17 protein-coding genes and 1 tRNA gene are annotated in these 21,432 nt (G+C 59.4%); 10 read left to right on the top strand and 8 right to left on the bottom strand.

The genetic code is table 11. From position 1 onward, the window contains the following. Positions 1 to 13: 13 nt before the first annotated feature. From pyrE to rpoZ, 3 genes are all read right to left on the bottom strand, one after another. Positions 14 to 592 carry an orotate phosphoribosyltransferase gene (gene pyrE / locus BM413_RS14050; RefSeq protein WP_091914096.1) on the bottom strand — a complete coding sequence of 193 codons (579 nt, stop codon included), beginning with the start codon at positions 590 to 592 and terminating at the stop codon, positions 14 to 16. 22 nt (positions 593 to 614) lie between these two features. Then, on the bottom strand, positions 615 to 2,840 hold the full coding sequence (locus tag BM413_RS14045) for a RelA/SpoT family protein (protein ID WP_091913990.1): 2,226 nt from the start codon (positions 2,838 to 2,840) through the stop codon (positions 615 to 617). Between the two features lie 110 nt (positions 2,841 to 2,950). After that, a complete protein-coding gene (gene rpoZ, locus BM413_RS14040; protein WP_091913988.1) occupies positions 2,951 to 3,352 on the bottom strand; it encodes a DNA-directed RNA polymerase subunit omega in 402 nt (133 codons plus the stop codon). Positions 3,353 to 3,669: 317 nt separating this feature from the next. Here rpoZ and BM413_RS14035 point away from each other — a divergent pair, with 317 nt between their 5' ends. Both BM413_RS14035 and BM413_RS14030 read left to right on the top strand, forming a co-directional pair. Beyond that, entirely contained in the window at positions 3,670 to 4,257 is a 588-nt protein-coding gene (locus BM413_RS14035) for a LabA-like NYN domain-containing protein (RefSeq protein WP_091913986.1), read from the top strand. Beyond that, positions 4,257 to 4,910, top strand: coding sequence for a uracil-DNA glycosylase (locus BM413_RS14030; RefSeq protein ID WP_175544319.1), 654 nt, complete (start codon positions 4,257 to 4,259; stop codon positions 4,908 to 4,910). The genes BM413_RS14035 and BM413_RS14030 overlap by 1 nt, the downstream gene beginning before the upstream one ends. A gap of 78 nt (positions 4,911 to 4,988) precedes the next feature. On the opposite strand, the gene smpB is transcribed toward BM413_RS14030, so the two are convergent. Together smpB and dapA are read right to left on the bottom strand one after the other, a co-directional pair. Continuing rightward, a complete protein-coding gene (gene smpB / locus BM413_RS14025) occupies positions 4,989 to 5,465 on the bottom strand; it encodes an SsrA-binding protein SmpB (RefSeq protein ID WP_091913982.1) in 477 nt (158 codons plus the stop codon). A gap of 337 nt (positions 5,466 to 5,802) precedes the next feature. Further along, on the bottom strand, positions 5,803 to 6,684 hold the full coding sequence (gene dapA / locus BM413_RS14020) for a 4-hydroxy-tetrahydrodipicolinate synthase (protein WP_091913980.1): 882 nt from the start codon (positions 6,682 to 6,684) through the stop codon (positions 5,803 to 5,805). A gap of 245 nt (positions 6,685 to 6,929) precedes the next feature. Here dapA and BM413_RS14015 point away from each other — a divergent pair, with 245 nt between their 5' ends. Together BM413_RS14015 and BM413_RS14010 are read left to right on the top strand one after the other, a co-directional pair. Further along, positions 6,930 to 8,963, top strand: a complete 2,034-nt coding sequence (locus BM413_RS14015) for a lytic transglycosylase domain-containing protein (RefSeq protein ID WP_091913978.1) — start codon at positions 6,930 to 6,932, stop codon at positions 8,961 to 8,963. A 114-nt stretch (positions 8,964 to 9,077) separates the two neighbouring features. Further along, on the top strand, positions 9,078 to 9,968 hold the full coding sequence (locus BM413_RS14010) for an alpha/beta fold hydrolase (protein ID WP_091913974.1): 891 nt from the start codon (positions 9,078 to 9,080) through the stop codon (positions 9,966 to 9,968). Between the two features lie 101 nt (positions 9,969 to 10,069). On the opposite strand, the gene BM413_RS14005 is transcribed toward BM413_RS14010, so the two are convergent. Both BM413_RS14005 and BM413_RS14000 read right to left on the bottom strand, forming a co-directional pair. Then, complete coding sequence (locus BM413_RS14005) at positions 10,070 to 11,173, bottom strand: porin (protein ID WP_091913973.1); 1,104 nt, start codon at positions 11,171 to 11,173, stop codon at positions 10,070 to 10,072. Between the two features lie 396 nt (positions 11,174 to 11,569). After that, positions 11,570 to 12,670, bottom strand: a complete 1,101-nt coding sequence (locus BM413_RS14000) for a porin (RefSeq protein ID WP_091913972.1) — start codon at positions 12,668 to 12,670, stop codon at positions 11,570 to 11,572. Positions 12,671 to 13,137: 467 nt separating this feature from the next. Between BM413_RS14000 and BM413_RS13995 the strand changes: the two genes are divergently transcribed. The 4 genes from BM413_RS13995 to BM413_RS13980 all read left to right on the top strand — a co-directional run bounded on the left by BM413_RS13995 (position 13,138) and on the right by BM413_RS13980 (position 16,301). Next, a tRNA-Ser gene (locus tag BM413_RS13995) sits at positions 13,138 to 13,228 on the top strand. A 114-nt stretch (positions 13,229 to 13,342) separates the two neighbouring features. After that, positions 13,343 to 14,422, top strand: coding sequence for a porin (locus BM413_RS13990; protein WP_091913970.1), 1,080 nt, complete (start codon positions 13,343 to 13,345; stop codon positions 14,420 to 14,422). A 275-nt stretch (positions 14,423 to 14,697) separates the two neighbouring features. After that, the gene (locus BM413_RS13985; protein WP_091913968.1) at positions 14,698 to 15,663 is read left to right on the top strand and encodes a tyrosine-type recombinase/integrase; all 966 of its coding nucleotides are present in this window, start codon (positions 14,698 to 14,700) and stop codon (positions 15,661 to 15,663) included. 320 nt (positions 15,664 to 15,983) lie between these two features. Beyond that, positions 15,984 to 16,301 (top strand): hypothetical protein, encoded by a 318-nt coding sequence (locus BM413_RS13980; RefSeq protein ID WP_091913966.1) that lies wholly within the window; start codon positions 15,984 to 15,986, stop codon positions 16,299 to 16,301. Positions 16,302 to 16,402: 101 nt separating this feature from the next. On the opposite strand, the gene BM413_RS13975 is transcribed toward BM413_RS13980, so the two are convergent. After that, positions 16,403 to 17,131 carry a TetR/AcrR family transcriptional regulator gene (locus tag BM413_RS13975; RefSeq protein WP_348272905.1) on the bottom strand — a complete coding sequence of 243 codons (729 nt, stop codon included), beginning with the start codon at positions 17,129 to 17,131 and terminating at the stop codon, positions 16,403 to 16,405. On the opposite strand from BM413_RS13975, the gene BM413_RS13970 reads away from it, so the two are divergent. Both BM413_RS13970 and BM413_RS13965 read left to right on the top strand, forming a co-directional pair. Further along, positions 17,112 to 18,326: an efflux RND transporter periplasmic adaptor subunit gene (locus BM413_RS13970; RefSeq protein ID WP_091914094.1), complete on the top strand. Its 1,215-nt coding sequence runs from the start codon at positions 17,112 to 17,114 to the stop codon at positions 18,324 to 18,326. The genes BM413_RS13975 and BM413_RS13970 overlap by 20 nt on opposite strands. Next, entirely contained in the window at positions 18,323 to 21,403 is a 3,081-nt protein-coding gene (locus BM413_RS13965) for an efflux RND transporter permease subunit (RefSeq protein ID WP_091913962.1), read from the top strand. Before BM413_RS13970 ends, BM413_RS13965 begins: the two co-directional genes overlap by 4 nt. The last annotated feature ends 29 nt before the right edge of the window (positions 21,404 to 21,432 follow it).

Raw genomic sequence — 21,432 nt, 5'->3', positions numbered from 1 at the left:
CGAACGACTGTCCTCAAATGTTCCGGCTTCCGGGCTTCGTCGCCGGAATGGCAGCCAGTTCGGGCGGAAGCTGGTCGACCGGATAGGCCGGAACCTCATATTCGGCGAGTGCTACCAGCGGCACGCCGACATCGGTCTTGCCCGCCGAACGATCGACAATGCAGGCGGCAGCAACTACCTCAGCGCCCAGCGCGCGCAGGCAGTCGATGGTCTCCCGGATCGACAGGCCGGTGGTGACGATGTCCTCGACGATGACGACGCGCGCGCCTTTCTCGAGCTCGAAACGGCGCAGGCGGAAGACGCCATTCTCACGCTCGACCCAGACCGCCGGCACGCCGAGATGCCGCGACGTTTCATAGGCCGGAATGATGCCGCCGATCGCCGGGCCGACGACATAGTCGATCTTGCCCGGCACCTCGGCGCGGATTTTCTCCGCCAGCGCGCGGCACAGTCGCTCGGTCTTGTCGGCATGCATGAAGACCCGGGCCTTCTGCAGGAAAACCGGACTGCGCAGGCCGGAAGTCAAGATGAAGTGGCCTTCCAGCACCGCGCCGGCTTCGCGAAAAATGTCCAGTACCTGGTTCGTGTTCATCCCGTTCCCGTCTTTAGAATAATCAGCCATTTACGCGCCGCGCATCGCTGACGCTCGAGTTTTCCTTGAGCTGAGAGATCAGCCGGTTGAGGTGCTTGAGATCCCAGACTTCGAGGTCGATCAGCATCTCGGTGAAATCGGGCGCAGTCCGCACCATGGAAAGCGTATGGATGTTGGCGTCGTTTTCGGCAATCACCTGTGCGATCTCCGCAAGCGATCCCGGCGCGTTGATGGCTACGACCGAGATGCGCGCCGGAAAGCGTTCCTTCGTCGCCTCGTCGATATCCCAGCGTACGTCGATCCAGCGCTCGGGCTGATCGTCGAAGGCTGTCAGCGACGGCGACTGGATCGGATAGATGGTGATCCCGGAACCCGGCTGGACAATGCCGATGATGCGATCGCCAGGCACTGCCCCTTCCGGCGCAAAACGCACCGGCAGATCGCCGCGCACGCCGCGGATGGGAACAGCGCCGCTTTCCTTGGCAGCCTGCCTGTCCTTGCGCGAGGCACGGCCCGGAATCTGGAACAGCATGCCGGCAGCGTTGCGGATTTTCGACCAGCCCTCTTCGCGCGGCTTGGGCGGCAGGGTGACGCGCTCTTCCTTGAAATCGGGATAGACGGCCTTCATCACATCCGTCGACGACAACTCGCCGCGGCCGACAGAGGACAGCACATCCTCGATGTCCTTGCGGGCAAGCCGGTGCAGCACCGGCTTCAGGCTGTCCTTGGAAAAGGTCTTTCCGGAGCGCTCGAAGGCGCGCTCGAGAATGCGGACGCCGAGGCCCGAATACTGCTTGCGAATGGCATTCTTGGTCGCCCGTCGGATGGCGGCGCGCGCCTTGCCGGTGACGACGACCGATTCCCACGCCGCCGGCGGCACCTGTGCCTTGGAGCGGATGATCTCGACCTCGTCGCCATTCTTCAATTCGGTCATCAGCGGCATGATGCGGCCATTGACCTTGGCGCCGACGCAGGTGTCGCCGACATCCGTGTGGACGGCATAGGCGAAATCGATAGGCGTCGCACCGCGCGGCAGCGCGATCAGCATGCCCTTAGGCGTGAAGCAGAACACCTGGTCCTGGAACAGCTCCAGCTTGGTGTTTTCCAGGAAGTCCTCGGGATTGTCGCCCTCGGACAATTGCTCGATGGTGCGCCGCAGCCAGGCGTAAGCGTTGGTTTCCTTGGAGATGGTGTGGCTGGCGTTCACCTTGCCGCCGGTGTCCTTGTAGAGCGCATGCACGGCGACGCCATATTCGGCGATCTTGTTCATCTCGCGCGTGCGAATCTGCAATTCGATGCGCTGGCGCGACGGACCGACGATCGTGGTGTGGATCGAGCGGTAGTCGTTCTGCTTCGGCGTCGAGATGTAATCCTTGAAACGGCCCGGAACCATCGACCAGGTCGTATGAATGGCACCGAGCGCGCGATAACAATCCTCGACGCTCTCCACGACCACGCGAAAGCCGAAAATGTCGGAAAGCTGCTCGAACGACAGCGCCTTGGCTTCCATCTTGCGGAAGACCGACCACGGCTTCTTCTGGCGGCTCTTGACGGTCGCGTTCAGGGCATATTTCTCGAAAAGCCCCGACAGCGAATTCTCGATCTCGACGATAACGCCGCGATTGCGCTCGGAAATGTCGGCCAGACGCGCCGTCACAGTGCGGTAGGCTTCCGGGTTGATATAGCGGAACGCCAGTTCCTCCAGCTCTTCACGCATGCCCTGCATGCCCATGCGGCCGGCCAGCGGCGCATAAATCTCCATCGTCTCTTCGGCGATGCGCAGGCGCTTGTCGTCACGCATATGATCCAGCGTGCGCATATTGTGCAGCCGGTCGGCGAGTTTGACGAGAAGGACCCGGACGTCCTCCGAGATCGCCAGCAGCAGCTTGCGCAGATTCTCGGCCTGCTCGGCCTTTTTCGAGACGAGGTCGAGCTTCTTGAGCTTGGTCAGGCCCTCGACAAGCTTACCGAGGTCGGGGCCGAAGAGTTCATCGATTTCCTGGCGGGTGGCGGTCGTATCCTCGATCGTGTCATGCAGGAGGGCGACGGCGATCGTCGCCTCGTCCATATGCATGTCGGTGAGGATCGCGGCGACTTCGAGCGGATGCGAGAAATAAGGATCGCCGGAAGCCCGCTTCTGATGACCATGCTTCTGCATGGCGTAGACATATGCCTTGTTGAGAAGCGCCTCGTTCACGTCGGGCTTGTAGCGCTGAACGCGCTCGACAAGCTCATATTGACGCATCATGGGCCAAATCTCACAAATCAATAAAAATCATGCGCCGCATCGGTCGATACGGCGCATGATAGATAGCCACGAAACGGCCGGCGCGAAAGTGCCGACAGTGTGTCTAAGGGTCAGTAATCGTCGCTTTTTTCCGGGGCGACGAGACCTTCGATGCCGGCAAGGAGGTCTTCCTCGGTCATGCGGTCGAAAGTGACGTTATCTTCTTCGCGATCTTCCTCGGCGGTGGCCACGGTGGCGTCGGCCTGGTCGATCAGTTCCTGACCGTCCGATTCCGGCTCGTCGACTTCGACATGCTTCTGCAGCGAGTGGATCAGATCTTCCTTCAGGTCGTCGGGCGACAGCGTCTCGTCGGCGATTTCGCGCAGCGCCACGACCGGGTTCTTGTCGTTGTCGCGGTTGACGGTGATCGCCGCACCCTGCGATATCTGACGGGCGCGGTGGCCGGCCAGAAGCACCAGTTCGAAGCGGTTGTCGACCTTATCAATGCAGTCTTCAACGGTTACGCGGGCCATGGATTGCCCCTTTCATACGTGGATGTGATGGAAAACAGGCGCGCTCATTAACCCGAAAGCCCACGAAATACAAGGGCGAAGCCTGTGCCAAGAGAGTAGCCGAACCAGTAAGACCGCGATAGCACGCGCTGTCCACCATTCTTTTGTCCGAAAGATAATATCACATTTTCTTGCGATACCACCCCAGCCCCTTGGAATGGCCGCAGTCGAGCGATATTTTCTCGTGCAATGGCTTGTGAAGTGATTTTCCAACGCAACCCAGCGGGCATCATCCGCGTATTTTATGAGATTGCCTATTTTTCCAAAGGATATTTCACATGTTTGATCCCCGTGAAAAAATTGCGCTCTTCATAGACGGCGCCAATCTTTATGCGACATCGCGCTCGCTCGGCTTCGATATCGACTATCGCAAACTGCTTTCGAGTTTCCAGAAACGCGGCTATCTGCTGCGGGCCTACTATTACACCGCGCTGGTGGAGGATCAGGAATATTCCTCGATCCGCCCGCTGATCGACTGGCTCGACTATAACGGCTTCAAGGTCGTAACCAAGCCAGCCAAGGAGTTCACCGACTCGACCGGCCGTCGCAAGATCAAGGGCAACATGGATATCGAACTGACCGTCGATGCGCTGGAGCTTTCCGATGTCGTCGACCACTATGTGATCTTCTCCGGCGACGGCGATTTCCGCACGCTCGTCGAAGCGTTGCAGCGGCGTGGAAGAAAGGTCAGCGTGGTCTCCACCATGGCCTCGCAGCCGCCGATGATTTCCGACGATCTGCGCCGTCAGGCCGACCATTTCATCGACCTGATGACGCTGAAGAACGAGATCGGCCGCGATCCCTCCGAAAGGCCGGTTCGCCGTCCTGAGCCCGCCGAAACCGACGCTGACGACGACGATTATTGATGCAGAACACATCTGTCGAACCGTCGCGCGACTGTCCGCTTTGTCCGCGCCTTCATGATTTCATTGCCCTGTGGCGCCAACGCGAGCCGGGCTGGTTCAACGCGCCAGTGCCGACATTCCTCCCGCCCGAGGGCGAAGACGCCGTGCGCTTCCTGATCGTCGGGCTGGCGCCCGGCCTGCGCGGCGCAAACCGCACCGGCCGCCCCTTCACCGGCGACTACGCCGGCGACCTGCTCTATGAGACGCTGATCCGTTTCGGACTCGCCCGAGGGCGTTTCGAGGCGCGGCCCGATGACAGTCTCGAACTGATCTCCACTGCGATCACTAACGCGGTTCGATGCGTGCCGCCCGAAAACAAACCGGTCGGGGCGGAGATCAACACCTGCCGCACATTTCTGGTACCGACGCTCAAGCGCTTCAAGAACCTCGAGGCCGTACTGACGCTAGGCACCATCGCCCATCAGTCCACCGTGCGCGCGCTTGGCGGACGTGTCGCCGCGCATCCTTTCAGGCATGGCGGGCGTCAGGAAATCGGTGATGTGACCGTGTTTTCCAGCTATCACTGCTCACGCTACAACACCAATACCGGGCGATTGACGACCGAGATGTTCGTGAGCGTTTTCAGTGAGGTAGCGGAGTTTCTACGCAAGTAGATTCAAGTTATCTATGGCTCTGATACTTATTCATTCGAAAAGCCAAATCAGTGGCTTTTCGTCCGCCAGCGAGACCTCTCACCCCCGCTCTTTGAGCAGGCGGCCTTTCTCTCGGTTCCAGTCGCGCTGTTTTTCGGTCTCGCGCTTATCGTGCAGTTTCTTGCCGCGGGCGATCGCCAGCAAAAGCTTGGCGCGGCCCTGGTCATTGAAGTAGATCTTCAACGGCACCATGGTCATGCCTTCGCGGTCGACGCTCTGGCTCATGCGCGCCATCTCGCGCTTGTTGAGCAGCAGTTTGCGGCGACGGCGCGGCTCGTGGTTGAAGCGGTTGCCCTGCAGATATTCCGGCAGATAGGAATTGATCAGCCAGAACTCGCCACCCTCCACCGAGGCATAGGATTCCTGGATATTGGCATGCCCCTGCCGCAGCGATTTGACCTCGGTTCCAGTCAGTACGATGCCGGCCTCGACGGTGTCGAGGACCTCATAGGAAAACCGTGCCTTGCGGTTTTCCGCGGCGATCTTGTTGTTGGGGTCGGATTTCTTCTGGTTCATGGCATCACATTGACACGGATTGGTGCGTCCTTCGAGGCTCGCTCCGCTCGCACCTCAGGATGAGGGAAGTAGGCGCATTTCTTAGTCCAAGTTTCCATCATACAGGCATTTCGGACTTGGCTTTAAGTGTGCAGCCTCCCTCATCCTGAGGTGCGAGCGAAGCGAGCCTCGAAGGACGCACCACAAGGCCCCTCAAATGGCCCTGCGAGCCGAATTCCGCAAGAGCTCTAATGATTTAGAGCGAGATGACTTTCACTTGAATCTCCATCTCGCTCTAAACTTTTGTTCTTGAAGCGTGATCTTTTCCGAAAAGTCTGCAACTTTTCGGGATCATGCTCTAGTTGAGCAATCCGGCGTGCTTCATGGCGGCTTCGATCTTTTCAGCGGTGGCGTCTTCAACGGTCACCAGCGGCGAACGCAGAACGTTTTCCATCTTGCCCAACCGAGACAGGGCGTATTTCGCGCCGGAGACGCCGGGTTCGATGAAGATCGCCTTGTGCAGCGGCATCAGGCGATCCTGCAACTCGATCGCCCGCTCCTTGTCGCCATTGAGCGTCGCCTCCTGGAATTCGGCGCAAAGCCGCGGCGCAACATTCGACGTCACCGAAATCGCACCGACGCCGCCATGCGCGTTGAAGCCGAGAGCCGAGGCGTCCTCGCCCGAAAGCTGGATGAAATCCTTGCCGCAGGTGATGCGCTGTTCCGAGACGCGCTCGACCTTGCCGGTGGCGTCCTTGACGCCGACGATGTTCTTGAAGTCGTGCGCCAGCCGTCCCATCGTCTCCGGCGTCATGTCGATCACCGAGCGCGGCGGGATGTTGTAGATGATGATCGGCAGGCTGGTGGACTGGGCAACCGCCGCGAAATGCGCATAAAGACCGCGCTGCGTCGGCCTGTTGTAATAGGGCGTGACAACTAGAACGGCATCCGCGCCGACCTTTTCGGCGTGCTCGACCAGTCCGACGGCCTCGGCCGTGTTGTTGGAACCGGCGCCTGCAACCACGGGCACCCTGCCCTTTGCGACCTCGACGCAGGCCTTCACGACAAGGCGATGCTCTTCGTGGGAAAGCGTTGGCGACTCGCCTGTCGTGCCGACAGGAACCAGGCCTGTCGTGCCTTCGGCTATCTGCCATTCGACGAATGCGCGAAAGGCTTTCTCGTCGAAACGCCCGCTCTTTTCGAACGGTGTAACGAGCGCGGTAAGCGAGCCTCTCAGCATTTCGTTCTACTCCCTGGAACCACCCGGTTCCGCAATAGTGTGATTGACGCCGGCTTTCTAACCGAAAGCAAGGCCGGGCACCATAGTCTTGACATCAGCTTGCGGCAAGGATCGAGCAAAGCAGAAAGCGGACAAAACAAGGAGCTGCGATAACCTTTCGTTAACCCGCCCTTCACCACCGACGACTAGGCTTTTTGTAACCCGACCCCATTTGTATCCTGTATGGACAGGGAATAGAAAAGAGCATGCCAGGCAACAGGCAACACCGTTTCGCGCTGATCGGCGCGATTTTCGCATTGACGCCCGCTCTCGCGATCGGCGCGAGCGTTGACGCGCAGACCACGTCGGCAATTCCGGCACGGCCCGGCGACTTCGTAGACGCCGGATCGACCGCGATCGGCAGCATCGCCAATCTGAAGAGCGGGCTCGATGCGCTTTCTGCGCAGGAGGTAGGCCGCGCGCGCGCCGTGCGCGACAGCCTTTCTGAAAATTCGCTCGATCGGCACATCCTCGCCTGGGCCATTGCGCTTCGCGGCGGCGATCTCGTGCCGAGCGGCGACATTGCTGCAGCCGCACAGGCGCTGCCCGGCTGGCCCGGCATGGCCGCACTGCGCCGAAACAGCGAAAAAGCGCTTTTCCGCGAAAATCCCGCCCCGCAGACGGTGGTGCGCGCCTTTGGCGGCTCGCAGCCGCAAACCGTCGAGGGCGTCACTCTTCTGTCGCGGGCCTATGTAGCGCTGGGAAACCGCGATGCGGCGCGTTCCGTCCTGTCGCCTTTCTGGCGGGTCGAGAAGCTCGAAGCCAAGGACGAAGTCTCGATCATCAATGAATTCGGCAGCCTCATCCCGGCGGCAGATCATCGCTTCCGCATGGAGCGCATGCTCTACGCTGAGCGCGTCAATTCGGCCAAGCGCGTGGCGGGCCTTGCCGGCGCGCAAGCATTGGCAGATGCCTGGAGCGCAGTGATCAAGGGCGACAAGGGCGCGCAAAAGCTGCTCGACGCAGTGCCTGCGGCACAACGGTCCGCCGGCTACATGTTTGCGCAGGCGCGGTATCTACGGCGCAGCGAAAACTTTACGCAAGCCGCCGCCGTGATGCTCAAGGCACCAACGGACAAGGCTTCGCTCGTCGATCCGGACTCCTGGTGGATAGAGCGGCGGTCTCTGTCGCGCGAACTTGTCGACAAGGGCGACATGAAGACCGCCTATCGCATCGTCGCCGCACATGCTGCGGAAAGCCCCACCAATGCCGCCGATGCCGAATTTCATGCCGGTTGGTATGCCCTGCGCGGCCTGAACGATGCAAAAACCGCCGAAAAGCATTTTGCACGCATCGCCGACCTCGCCGAGGGATCAATTTCGAAGTCGCGCGCCTATTACTGGCTCGGCCGCGCGGCCGAAGCCGGCGGACCAGGAAACTCGAAAGCCTATTTCGAACGCGCGGCTGGCTATGGCACCACCTTCTACGGCCAGCTTGCCGCCGAGCGCATCGGCCGCGGCGTGATAAATGTCGCCTACCCCTCGCCGACTGCCGCCGACCGGCGCGATTTTGCCCAACGCGAAGCCGTCAATGCCATCAAGCGGCTGGAAGACGCAGGCTATGCAAGCCTTGCCGACACGCTCTACCGCGATCTGGCCGGACAACTGACAAGCCCGGGCGAACTGGCCCTGCTCGCAGTCATGGCGGAAAAGCGCGACAACCATTTCCTCGCATTAAGGGTCGGAAAGATCGCCGCCGCACGCGGCATCGAAATCGGGGCGCTGTCGCATCCGATCGGCGTGATACCAGCCAACGCCAATATTTCCGGCTCAGGCAAGGCGCTTGCCTACGCCATCGCCAGACAGGAAAGCGAGTTCAACGTGGCAGCGGTTTCAAGAGTAGGCGCGCTCGGCCTGCTGCAATTGATGCCCGGCACTGCCAAGGATCTGGCGAGAAAGAGCGGCCTGCCCTATTCGCAGGCGCGTCTGACCACGGACGCCGGCTATAACGCCGCGCTGGGCGCGGCCTTCCTCGGTGAACAGCTCGGCCGCTTCAACGGCTCCTATGTGCTGACCTTTGCCGGCTACAATGCCGGGCCGCGCCGCGCGCAGGAGTGGATTTCACGTTACGGCGATCCACGCGGCAAGGATGTGGACGCTGTCGTCGACTGGATCGAGCGTATCCCCTTCTCCGAGACACGCAGCTACGTCCAACGTGTGATGGAGAATTATCAGGTCTACAAGATGCGCCTGTCGGGAAAATTCGACATCGTCGCGGATCTGGTGAACGGACGCGGCTGAGCCTGCACAAGCGTAGATTGAGAGTTTGCTTGCCGCGCACGGCTTGCATCATGCCTCGCGGCGGGTAATCCTGCAGACGCTTCGCATTCGCGGCGTGTTTTGGACAGGTGCCAATTGAGTTCTTCTCACGGATTTTCAGACTTCTTCTATTCCGCACCGGACGGGCTTCGGCTTCATGCTCGAATTTATGGGGAAAACATCACCGAATCGACGCCGGCGATCTGCCTTGCGGGTCTGACCCGCAACGCCCGGGATTTCCACGAACTGGCGCTGTTTCTTTCACGCAAGGCAAAAACACGACGTAAGGTTGTAGCGTTCGATTACCGCGGACGCGGTGAGTCGGCTTATGACAAGGACTGGCAGAACTACAATGTGGCCGTCGAAGCTGGCGACATCCTCGCGGGACTTGTTGCACTCGGCATCGAAAATGGCGCCTTTATCGGCACCTCGCGCGGCGGGCTTGTCATCCATGTGCTGGGGGCGATGCGCCCGACGGTTCTGAAAGCCATCGTCCTCAACGATATCGGGCCAGTGGTTGAAGGCGCGGGCCTTGCTCACATACGTGCCTATCTCGAGCGGGCGCCGAAACCCAAAAGCATCGCTGATGCGATTGCCATCCAGCGCGCGACGCATGGCCAGGCCTTCTCGGCACTGAATGATGCGGATTGGGAGCGCTTTGTCGGTGCGCTCTATCGCACCAATGGTGCCGTGCCGGTAGCGGATTTCGATCCGGCTCTGCTGAAAACCGTTACAAGCATGGATCTCAGCGTGCCGCTTCCGGTTCTCTGGCCGCAATTCGAGGGTTTGAAAGGCGTGCCGATGCTCGCCATTCGCGGCGAGAACTCAAAACTTCTATCGGCAGAGACGCTCAAGGAAATGGCCGCGCGTCACCCCGGGATCAAAACGATCACCGTCGAAGGCCAGGGCCACGCGCCGCTGCTTGAGACGGGAAAACTGCCCAGGCAGATCGCTACGTTTTTGGAACAGGCCGATCACTGCCCATAGTCCATCGGTTACGTAAACAACTGTTATTTCGATATATTTTTCAATCAATAAAAAACCCGGCGATCGCTCGCCGGGTTTTTCACGTTTAGCTTTGAAGCCGATTAGAAGTTGCGCTGGAAGCGCAGGAAGCCACCGAAGCCATCGCCAAGCTTTTCCTTGGTGACGTCGTCGTGCCAGGAATTCCAGGCCACTTCCGGCGTGATCTTGAAGCCCGGAACGAGCTCGTAAGCGACGTTGGCGACAATCGCCACATCCTTGTTGTCGGCATACTGCGCCTGCAGGTTGAAGGCAGCCTTCTCATTCAGCTTGACGGTACCACCGCCCCAGACACCCCAGTTGCCGCCCCAGGTCTTGTAGAAGCTGCGGGTGACATTGTCGTCGGTGCCGTAGCCAGCCATGATGAAGAGCGAGATGGTGTCGGTCGCGTTGACATCTAGGCGAACCTTGCCGGCCCATTCTTCATAGACCGAGTCGTAGCCGACGACGCCGGTGATGCCGCCCCAACCTTGCGTGTAGCCAGCACCGACAACCACGTGCGGAACGTAGGAGTCGATCGTGTACACGTCCGCGCCTTCTTCGAGGCCGACCGCCGCCGAGAAGCCGTTGGTGCCGGTGTAGGTGTAGACGATCTGATGCGTGTCGAAAGGACCATAACCGCCGTTCAGATCGTCTTCGATCACGTCCGCACCGTAATTGGTGAAGGTCGAGAACAGCGAGTCGGTCTTGCCGATGCGGAAGCCGCCAAGCTCAATATAGGCGTGCTCCATTTCAACGTCGGTGCCGCCGGCGACCGAGTCATTGTTAGCGTCGATGCCGTTGTCCCAGTTGAAATTGATCTGGAAGTAGGCGCGCAGGGTGCCGAGTTCCGTTTCCGAACGGGCGTCCAGTTCCAAGGCGGCGCGAGCACGCTTGTAGTAGGTGTCGTTGAAGTTCGTCTCGCCGTTCAGCGCATCGAGCTTATCATTGACGTCATTCAGGCCGCCGTAGCCGCCGTCACCAACGCCGATGTCGTAACGGACATAGCCGCCGACGCGCAGGCAGGTCTCGGTGCCCGGGATGTAGTAGAAGCCAGCGCCGTAAACGTCGCAAACACGAACATATTCCATCGGCTCGGGTTCAGCGACGACGACAGCGTCGGCCGCGCGGGCACCAGAGACTGCTGCGAGGGCCGCAGCGGAACCGAGAAGAAGGCCCTTAATGTTCATTTTCCGCTCTCCAATCAAAAATCGTTAAGTCCAGTCCGGGTTTCGTTGGGAGCCCGCCCGAACGGAGCCGACAGGAATAAGACGCCTGTTGCAGTCAGCTTTCGCGCAACTTCGGGCGGCATTCAACTGTGACTTGAGATTTTAGCTGGCGAAGGCGAATTGAGATTCGCTGCTGTGATGGAAAAGACACAAAATCGGGGATGAGATTCATCTTCCGTTAACAGATAAAGCCCGGCATGCAGGCATATGCCCAGAATTTCATCACAGCACGAACATCTGGCCACCATTTGCTGGAAGCAGCCGGCGATTCGAGGTCCGCAATGGCCTAAGATGCTCCGCAAAAAGAAAACCCGGCGATTGCCCGCCGGGTTTTCCTCAAATCAGCGTTAGAGCCGATTAGAAGTTGCGCTGGAAGCGCAGGAAGCCACCGAAACCGTCGGTGATCTTGTTGCCGTCGTCGTCGTGGACGGAATTCCAGGCAACTTCCGGCGTGATCTTCAGGCCAGGAACGAGCTCGTAAGCGACGTTGGCGATAACAGCCACGTCCTTGTTGTCAGCATAGGAAGCCTGCAGGTTGAAAGCAGCCTTCTCGTTCAGCTTGACGGTACCACCGCCCCAGACAGCCCAGCTACCGCCCCAGGTCTTGTAGAAGCTGCGGGTGACATTGTCGTCGGTGCCGTAGCCGGCCATCACGAAGAGCGAGATGGTATCGGTTGCGTTGACATCCAAACGAACCTTGCCGGCCCATTCTTCATAGACCGAGTCGTAACCGACGACGCCGGACACGCCGCCCCAGCCCTGCGTGTAAGCAGCGCCGACGACTACGTGCGGAACGTAGGAGTCGATCGTGTAGTCGCCCGTGCCTTCTTCGAGAGCCACGCCAGCCGAGAAGCCGTTACCACCGGTGTAGGTGTACGAAATCTGGTGAGTGTCGAAGGGACCGTAACCGCCGTTCAGATCGTCTTCGATCACGCCGCCGGCATAGTTGGTCATCGTGGTGAAGTACGAATCGGTCTTGCCGATGCGGAAACCACCGAGTTCGATGTAGGCGTGGTTGATCTTCGCCGTGGTGCCGCCAGCGTTGCTGTCGTTGTTGGCGTCGATGAAGCTATCCCAATCGAAGTTGAGGTGCATGTAGGCGCGCAGAGTGCCGAGTTCGGTTTCCGAACGGGCGTCGAGCTGCAGGGCAGCGCGAGCACGCTTGTAGTAGGTGTCGTTGAAGTTCGTCTCGCCGTTCAGCGCATCGAGCTTGTCGTTTACGTCGTTCAGGCCGCCGTAGCCGCCGTCACCCACGCCGATGTCGTAACGGACATAGCCGCCGACGCGCAGGCAGGTCTCGGTGCCCGGGATGTAGTAGAAGCCGGCGCCGTAAACGTCGCAGACGCGGACATATTCCATGGGTTCCGGCTCGGCGACGACGACAGCGTCGGCCGCACGGGCACCGGATACTGCAGCGAGGGCTGCAGCGGAGCCGAGAAGCAGGCTCTTGATGTTCATTTTCTGACCTCCAGTCAAAGTTAAAAAACGGGTCTGGGTTTTATTTGCTGAAGGACAGCTTCCCTGCCCCATCCCCAATACTGAAAAAGACACGAATGTTCGCCCCTTCCTCGAATCTGACATTACCCACCGTGCGCAGCCGTTCAACCACGATCGTATGCCTGCAGCAGCTCCTAGCGTGTGATCCCGTAACGCTGTGGCACAAATGACACGATTTGATACCCCGCGGAAAGAACTCATTAACTTCTCAACTCCCTGGAAGCCAGGGAACCAAGGGAAACGTGGGAATCGTCCTGCAGCTGATGCCTCACGATTCGCGAAACGTCGCGACAGGCATGCCGAAGCCGATCGTCCGCCCCTTGCCGATATAAAGGCGGGGTCGTTTTCCGATTGCCGGCGTTTATTTCATCAAACAGCGTCTCTCCTTATTGCGTGCGCGCGTCCTTTTCTTTATCCAGCGACCCAACGGAGAGGTGGCCGAGTGGTCGAAGGCGCTCCCCTGCTAAGGGAGTAGAGGTCAAAAGCTTCTCGAGGGTTCGAATCCCTTCCTCTCCGCCAGCGCCCAGCGCCAATCTCATATTTCCCAATTCTTTCAGTCCGTTAGAAGATTCAAGCTTTGGCGTGAGCGCTCTTTTTCGACCTCCAGACGTGATTCTGACTGGAGGTCAGAAAATGAACATCAAGAGCCTGCTTCTCGGCTCCGCTGCAGCCCTCGCTGCAGTATCCGGTGCCCGTGCGGCCGACGCTGTCGTCGTCGCCGAGCCGGAACCCATGGAATATGTCCGCGTCTGCGACGTTTACGGCGCCGGCTTCTACTACATCCCGGGCACCGAGACCTGCCTGCGCGTCGGCGGCTATGTCCGTTACGACATCCGCGCTGGTGAAGGCGGCTACGGCGGCCTGATCAACGTTGTTGACAAGCTGGGCGACGGCTTCAACGACACCTATTATAAGCGTGCCCGCGCTGCCTTGCAGCTCGACGCCCGTTCGGAAACCGAACTCGGCACTCTGCGCGCCTATTTCCACCTGAACTTCGACTATGACACCTCGGCTCCGGGCGGCTTCACCACTGCTGGTGGTACGGCAGCCAAGATGAACCACGCTTACATCGAACTCGGCGGCTTCCGCATCGGTAAGACCGATTCGCTCTTCACCACGCTGGTTGGTTATGCCGGTGGCGTGATCGAGGATGACATCATTGCGTCGGGCCCGTATGACACCCACCAGATCGCCTACACCTACAAGGGCAGCAATGGCTTCTCGGCCGGCGTGGCTCTCGAAGAGGGCAACGGTGCCTACACGATCGACTCCTACGTTCCGCACGTAGTCGTCGGCGCTGCTTACACGCAGGGCTGGGGCGGCGTGTCCGGCGTCGTCGGTTACGACTCGGTCTATGAAGAATGGGCCGGCAAGGTTCGTTTGGATGTCAACGCAACCGATACCATCTCGCTCTTCGTGATGGCCGGCTACGGCACCGACGACAATGTCGACAACAGCTTCTACAAGCCTTGGGGCGGCAGCTGGGCTGTCTGGGGTGGCGCTTCGGCTAAGCTGAACGAAAAGGCCACGCTGAACCTGCAGGCTTCCTACGCCGACAATAAGGATGTCGCGCTTGTTGCCAACGTTGGCTACGAGCTCGTTCCGGGCTTCAAGATCACGCCGGAAGTTGCCTGGAATTCCTGGCACGACAACGACGGCAACAAGCTCGGCGACGGCTTCGGCGGCATGATCCGCTTCCAGCGCAACTTCTAATGCGACTGGTTTAAAAACCTAATACACGGCCTGGGGTCTTTCGGTCCCGGGCCGTTTTTTCTTGGAAATAAAGCGTTGGCGGGCGGCCGGAAGACAGGGAGACAACTGCACTATCGCAAGGGGTTGACGTAAGGATCGGAGAAATTCACCGGTATGATTTTCCGGACTTTTGATCCGTTTCAGGAAAATAGGGTTTCCAACGTCCCGCGAAATATGTTTAGCAGCATATGGGCGGGATAATGACCATAGGTCACTATCGACTTGGGGACTGAAAAGTGAGCACACAGGAAAGCGCGAAAAGCGAATTCTCCAGCCATGTCGTCTCATATTCGACGAGTTATGGAGGGAGTCCGACTTTTAATGCCAATCCATTCAATGTCGTAAGCACCTTTTCGCTCGCCGAGCTTTTTGAAAAATACAAAAACATTCTGTGGGAAGACGGAAACCACAAATACAACGTTACCTTCTTCATAGGCGAGTTGAATGAGATTTTGCTCGGGGAGCGCTTCAGCACCTTCGATCAAAGCACTCTCGACGACCTTGTCGGCAAGCTACGCGAGCGTGGCAACAGCAACGCAACCATCAACAGGAAGATGGCTGCGCTCAGCAAATTGCTGCGAAAGGCGAGTCAGATGGGGGATATCCACAGCCTGCCGGAGTTTCGGCGGCAGAAAGAGCGGGCTGGACGCATCCGCTTCCTCGAACACGACGAGGAAGACCGCCTGTTCGGCGCCATCAAGGCGCGCTGCGAAGATAGCTACCGGCTCAGCCTGTTCCTGGTCGACAGCGGCTGCCGCCTTGGCGAGGCCCTCGGCCTGATCTGGAACGACATCCAGGAACACCGGGTGAGTTTCTGGATCACCAAGTCCGGACGCAGCCGAACCATCCCTATGACCATACGCGCCGAGGAGTCGGTCAATGTCAGCGCCGAAGGCCTTAAAGGTCCGTTCTCGATGCTGACCGGCGTTCGCTACCGCGCTATATGGAATGATGCGAAAGCGGAAGTCGGCCTCGGAAGCGACACCCAGGTCGTGCCGCATATCCTGCGCCACACATGCGCGTCGCGCCTCGTGCAGGGCGGTATCGATATCCGCCGTGTGCAGATGTGGCTCGGACATCAGACCCTGCAGATGACAATGCGCTATGCACATCTTGCAACGAACGATCTGGATTCCTGCGTGGTCGTACTCGACCGTGATCGCCTTCGTCCGCGCAACAAGGCCAAGGCCGCAGGAAAATAGGACAATCTGCCTGCAACGTCTGGCAAGTCGAAGCGTTGGTCGTTGTCAGGCGGCATCGCCATTGCGTGCCACTCGCCGCAGAGGGAGCGTGTTTAGCCGCGCCTGTTCGGGCTCGAACGTCATTTCCGTGAAATTCTGACTATTTCTGATTAGACTCCCAATATATATTAGAAAAAAGTAAACTATATCACGCAATCGGACTATTTTAGAATAGCATATCAATTCCAGATATATTTCTGGAACCTCTCACCCTTTCCGCCGTTGCCTAATTGATCGCTTCAAGTCGATCGAAATACAGGCAATCAGGGAAGGAATACGTCATGAAACTCAAGTTTCTTGCGACCGCAGCCATGACACTCATGCTGGCTTCCGGCGCCGCTTACGCCCAAACTTCAACGACGGCTGCCCCGGCAGCCAGCGATCCGGCAGCTGCAGACAAGATGAGGCCGCTGGAAGATCCAACGATGATGAAGTCGTTCTATAGCGATGACGCCATGACTACCATGCGCTCGGACGACGAGATCAAGGCAGCGTGGGCCGCAATGTCGGCGGACAATCAGAAAATGATGAAGGACGAGTGCGGTAAGACCGATAGCACGAAGTTCGCCGAGTTCTGCGGCAAGATCAAAGGCATGTAGCAAATCCAACCATGCGATTTGACAGTTTCGATCATTTACGGCGGGCATTTGGCCCGCCGTATTCGTGTGTTCGGGCATGCAGTGTCAGCCTCACCCCCATATCAATCGCCCTTCTCCAACGCCGCCCCCAGCGATGCAATCACCGCGTCTCGTTCGGCGGTCGACAAGATGTCGACATCGAAAAGGCGCTGGCTGCGCATGCCTTCGAGCGCAAGAAACAGGATCAGCGCGCTGTTTTCGTTTTTTGAGCCTGCCTTGAGCCGGTCGAGCAACGTGCGATTGAAGCGCTTTATCGGCATCAGGAAACCGGGATCCTCAGCCATTGCCGCGAGCAAGCCAGATGGCGGCGGCTGGCGCTGCTCCAGGTCGGTCACGAAAAGTTCAAGATAGGCAGAACCCAGGCTATTGGGCCTCCCCTCCCACTGCTTTTCCTTCGCCTCCAGGGCGGTATTGAACTCGCTCAGATGCTGCTCCACCAAAGCTTCGAGCAGCTTGGCCTTGCTCGGAAAATTGTAGAGAAGTCCGCCTTTTGAGACCCCCGCACGCTGCGCAACGGCGTCCAACGACAGGTGGCCGGGGCCTACTTCGCCGGCCAGTTCGGCGGCCGCAGCCAATATCTTTTGTCGGGAATTCATTTTGCCGTTCGTCATCTTGGAAATCCTCTCGGAGGGTCCATATAACGCAATTGACAATACCGTCCAGACGGTACAGTAAGCAACCCCGCAGTTTTCAAACTTCGCGTTTTGGTTTAGCGCGTTGGTTGAACGGAAATTTGTAAACGTCACGCTCATCTCACGCCCGGTGCCATCCATGATCAAGCGCTTCATCATTGCGTTCATTCTTCTTGTTCTGGTTTGCGGCGGCATCGTCGGTTTCAACATGTTCCGCGACAATGCCATCCAGCAATTTTTCGCCAACATGCCGGTTGCGAAGGTCACCGTTTCCTCCTCGACGGTGGAGCCGATCGACTGGATGCCCGGCATAGAGGCCATCGGCACGGTCAACGCCGCGCAGGGCGTGGACCTGACTGTGGAAGCTGCAGGCATCGTCAAGGAAATACTGTTCAAGGCCAACGAGCAGACCAAGGCCGGCGCGGTCCTGATCCAGCTCGACGACGCCGTCCAGCAGGCCGATCTTGCCGCTGGCAAGACACAGGCAGCCCTCGACAAGGTGACGCTCAATCGCGCAGCCGAGTTGCAGAAGCGCGGTGTCGGCACGGACGTCAATGTCGATTCCGCCCGCGCCGCGGCCGAGGCCTCTGCCTCGCAGGTTGCCAAGCTTCAGGCAGTGGTCGACCAGAAGCAATTGCGGGCGCCGTTTGCCGGCACGATGGGCATCCCCAAGATCGATATCGGACAGTATCTCGCGCCGGGAACGATCGTTGCGACTATCCAGGATCTTCAGACCATGCGTGCGGATTTTTCGATCCCCGAGCAGCAGCTGGACCTTTTGAAGATCGGCGAGCCGGTCAAGTTTGGCGTCAATTCGGATGATATGCCTTTCAAGGGCACAATCACCGGCATCGAACCCAAGGTCGACCCGACTTCGCGCCTCGTCGCCGTCCGCGCCGAGATCACCAATCCCGAAGGCAAGCTCAGCCCCGGCCAGTTCATTCAGGCCCAGGTCGTTCTGCCTGAGGAAAAGGACGTTCTGGCGATTGCGCAGACATCGGTAATCGCGAGCCTTTACGGCGACTATGTCTATGTCATCCGGCCTGCGAAGAAGGCAGATGCACCGACTGAGGCCGCAAAGCCTGCAACGCCGGCAAAGGCTGACGACAAGCCGGTGCCTGATGCGGCCAAATCTGCGGCAGAAACCGCGGGCGAACCGGCGCTTGAAGCCCATCAGGTCTTCGTCAAGACCGGCCGCCGCTCCAATGGCGTCGTCGAGATTCTCGACGGCATCGCCGCGGGCGACCAGATCGTGACTGCCGGCCAGAACCGTCTTTCCAACGGCACGCCCGTGACGATCGACAATACGATCAACCCCGCCAATCCGGCGCAACCCCAGCCGGCCGCAAAATGAGCTTCTCAGACATCTTCATCCGCCGCCCCGTCCTGTCGACGGTGGTTGCCTTCATGATCCTGCTGCTTGGCTTCCAGGGCATCTTCAACCTTTCGGTGCGCGAGTATCCTGAGGTCGAGGAGACCGTGATCACCATCACGACGCCTTACGCGGGCGCCAGCGCCGATCTCATCCAGGGCTTCATCACCGCGCCGATCGCTTCCGCCGTCTCGACGACGGAAAACATCGACTACGTCACGTCGCAGAGCCGCCCTTCGGCCAGCGTCGTGACCGTGCAGATGAAGCTCGGCTCGAACCCAGACGTCGCGCTCACCGAGGTCATGTCCAAGGTGCAGCAGGTCAAGAGCCAGCTTCCGACGGCCGCAGAAGACCCGACGATCGTCAAGGGGACGGGCCAGCAGTTTGCGATCATGTATCTGGCGCTGCAGAACCCCAACATGACGTCGGAGCAGCTTACCGAATATATCGAACGCGTCATCCGCCCACGCGTGTCGACCATCCAGGGCGTCGCCGAAGTGCAGGTTCTGGGTGCTGCAAACTATTCGATGCGCGTGTGGATCGACCCGATCAAGCTTGCCGCGCGCGGCCTGACCGCAGCAGAAGTGCTGAGCGCGATCAATTCCTCGAACTTCCTTGCCGCCCCCGGCAAGACCAAGAACGAATACGTCGCCTATTCGATCACCATGAAGTCGACGCTGCAGACGCCGGAAGCCTTCGGCGCCCTGCCCCTGCGTTCCGATAGCGAAAGCGTGGTGCGGCTGCGCGATGTTGCGGACGTGGAACTGGGCGCGGAAAGCACCGACACCGTCGTCAATTTCGACGGTAAGCCGGGCACTTTCATCGGCATATTCCCGACGCCGGCGGCAAACCCGCTGGACACGGCAGCAGCCGTGGTCAAGGAACTGCCGGCGCTTCAGGAGAGCCTGCCGCAGGGCATGACCATCACGATGGTCTATGATGCGACGCAGACCATCAGCGCCTCGATCGAGGAAGTGTTCAAGACGATCGGCGAAGCCGTCGCTATCGTCATCGTTGTCATCCTGCTCTTCCTCGGCTCGTTCCGCTCGGTGCTGATGCCGGTGGTCACGATCCCGCTCTCGCTGATCGGCGTGTGCGCCATCCTTCTGGCGATGGGCTATTCCATCAATCTCCTTTCGCTTCTGGCCATGGTTCTCGCCATCGGCCTTGTCGTCGACGACGCCATCGTCGTGGTGGAAAATATCCACCGCCACATGGAAGAAGGCCTGACGCCGATGCAGTCGGCATTCAAAGGCATGCGCGAGATTTTCTCGCCGGTGGTCGCCATGACCATCACGCTTGCCGCCGTGTTCGCGCCGCTGGCCTTCACTGGCGGTCTGACCGGCTCGCTGTTTCGCGAATTCGCCGTAACGCTCGCGGGTGCTGTGGTCATTTCCGGTTTCGTCGCAGTCACCATCACGCCGATGATGGCGGCGCGCATCCTGAAACCAGGCCATGGCAAATTCCAGGACTGGGTCGATAGAACCTTCGACAACATCGCCAACCGCTATGAGCGGCTGGTCTCCGGTTCGCTGAAATACCGTCCGGTGACCTTGATGATCGTCATCGCGCTCGTCAGCGTCACTGGTTTCATGTTCATGAAGACCTCCAGCGAGCTGGCGCCTGAGGAAGATTCAGGCGCGCTGTTCTCGCTTGTCACGGCGCCCCGCTACGCGACGACGGATTACACCAGCCTTTATACCGACCAGATACGCGATCTGACCAAGGACCTGCCTGAAGTTCGGGTGAACTTCTCGATCGTCGGTCTTGGTGGGGCTACGAACAGCGCATTCTCGATCTGGGGCCTGAAGGACTGGGCAGATCGGGACCGGTCGCAGAACGAGATCAAGACCGATATCCAGAACCGCCTGAAGAAGGTGGCCGGCGTCGAAGCGCTCGTCTTCGCGCCACCGTCCCTTCCCGGCGCGGGCGGTGGCTTGCCGATCTCGATGGTGATCCAGTCGACCGGCGACCCGAGCCAGGTCTACGAGATCGCCGAGCAGATCAAGCAGAAGGCACAGGCTTCGGGCCGCTTCATCGTCGTCCAGAACTCGCTGAACTTTGATGCGCCGCAGGTGACAGTCACTGTCGATCGTGACCGGGCGGCCGCCCTCAACGTGCCGATCAGCGATATCGGCACAACACTCGGCCTGCTTGTCGGTGGGGCCAAGGTCGCCCAGTTCGACCGCGACTCCAATAGCTACGACATCATTCCGCAGGTGCCAGACAAGTACCGCAACAATCCCGAAAAGCTCGGCGAGTTCTATATTCGCAGCGTGTCCGGCGAGATGGTGCCGCTTTCGGCTGTCGTGAAGATCACGACGAATGCTTCCCCTTCGTCGATCGATCAGTTCAACCAGTTGAACTCGGCGACGATTTCGGCGCTTCCGGTGCCGGGCGTGACTACGGGCACAGGCTTGCAGACGATCGAGGACATCGCCCGGCCGCTGCTGCCGACCGGTTTCTTCACTGACTATTCGGGCCAGTCCCGTCTCGAGAAGGAGCAAGGCAGCACGATCATCATCGCCTTCGCGCTGGCCGTCGTCGTGATCTATCTGGTTCTGGCAGCACAGTTCGAAAGCTTCCGCGACCCGCTGATCATCATGATGTCGGTGCCGCTGTCGATCTTCGGCGCCATCATCCCGCTCAATCTCGGGCTTGGTACGCTGAACATCTATACGCAGGTCGGCCTGATCACGCTGATAGGCCTGATCACCAAGCACGGCATCCTGCTGGTGGAGTTCGCCAACCAGCAGCGGGAAGAGCATGGGCTGTCACGCAGCGCGGCGATCATCGCCTCGGCCAAGGTGCGTCTGCGCCCGATCCTGATGACCACGGCCGCCATGGCGCTCGGCGTCGTGCCGCTCATCCTCGCCGCAGGCGCAGGTGCCGCGGCACGTTACTCCATGGGCCTTGTGATCTTCTCGGGCATCCTGATCGGCACGACCTTCACCCTGTTCGTGGTGCCGATGTTCTACACCTTCCTGTCGGCGAAGGACGTCGTTCACCGCGATGGCCTGGAACACACCCCCGACGCCGAACCCGTGCCTCACGCCTGATCGTTCGGCAAAGACAGGCCCAACAAAAA

The organism is Mesorhizobium sp. YR577 (assembly GCF_900116595.1).
Taxonomy (GTDB): Bacteria; Pseudomonadota; Alphaproteobacteria; order Rhizobiales; family Rhizobiaceae; genus Mesorhizobium_M.
This window is presented reverse-complemented; position numbering and strand designations above follow the sequence as displayed.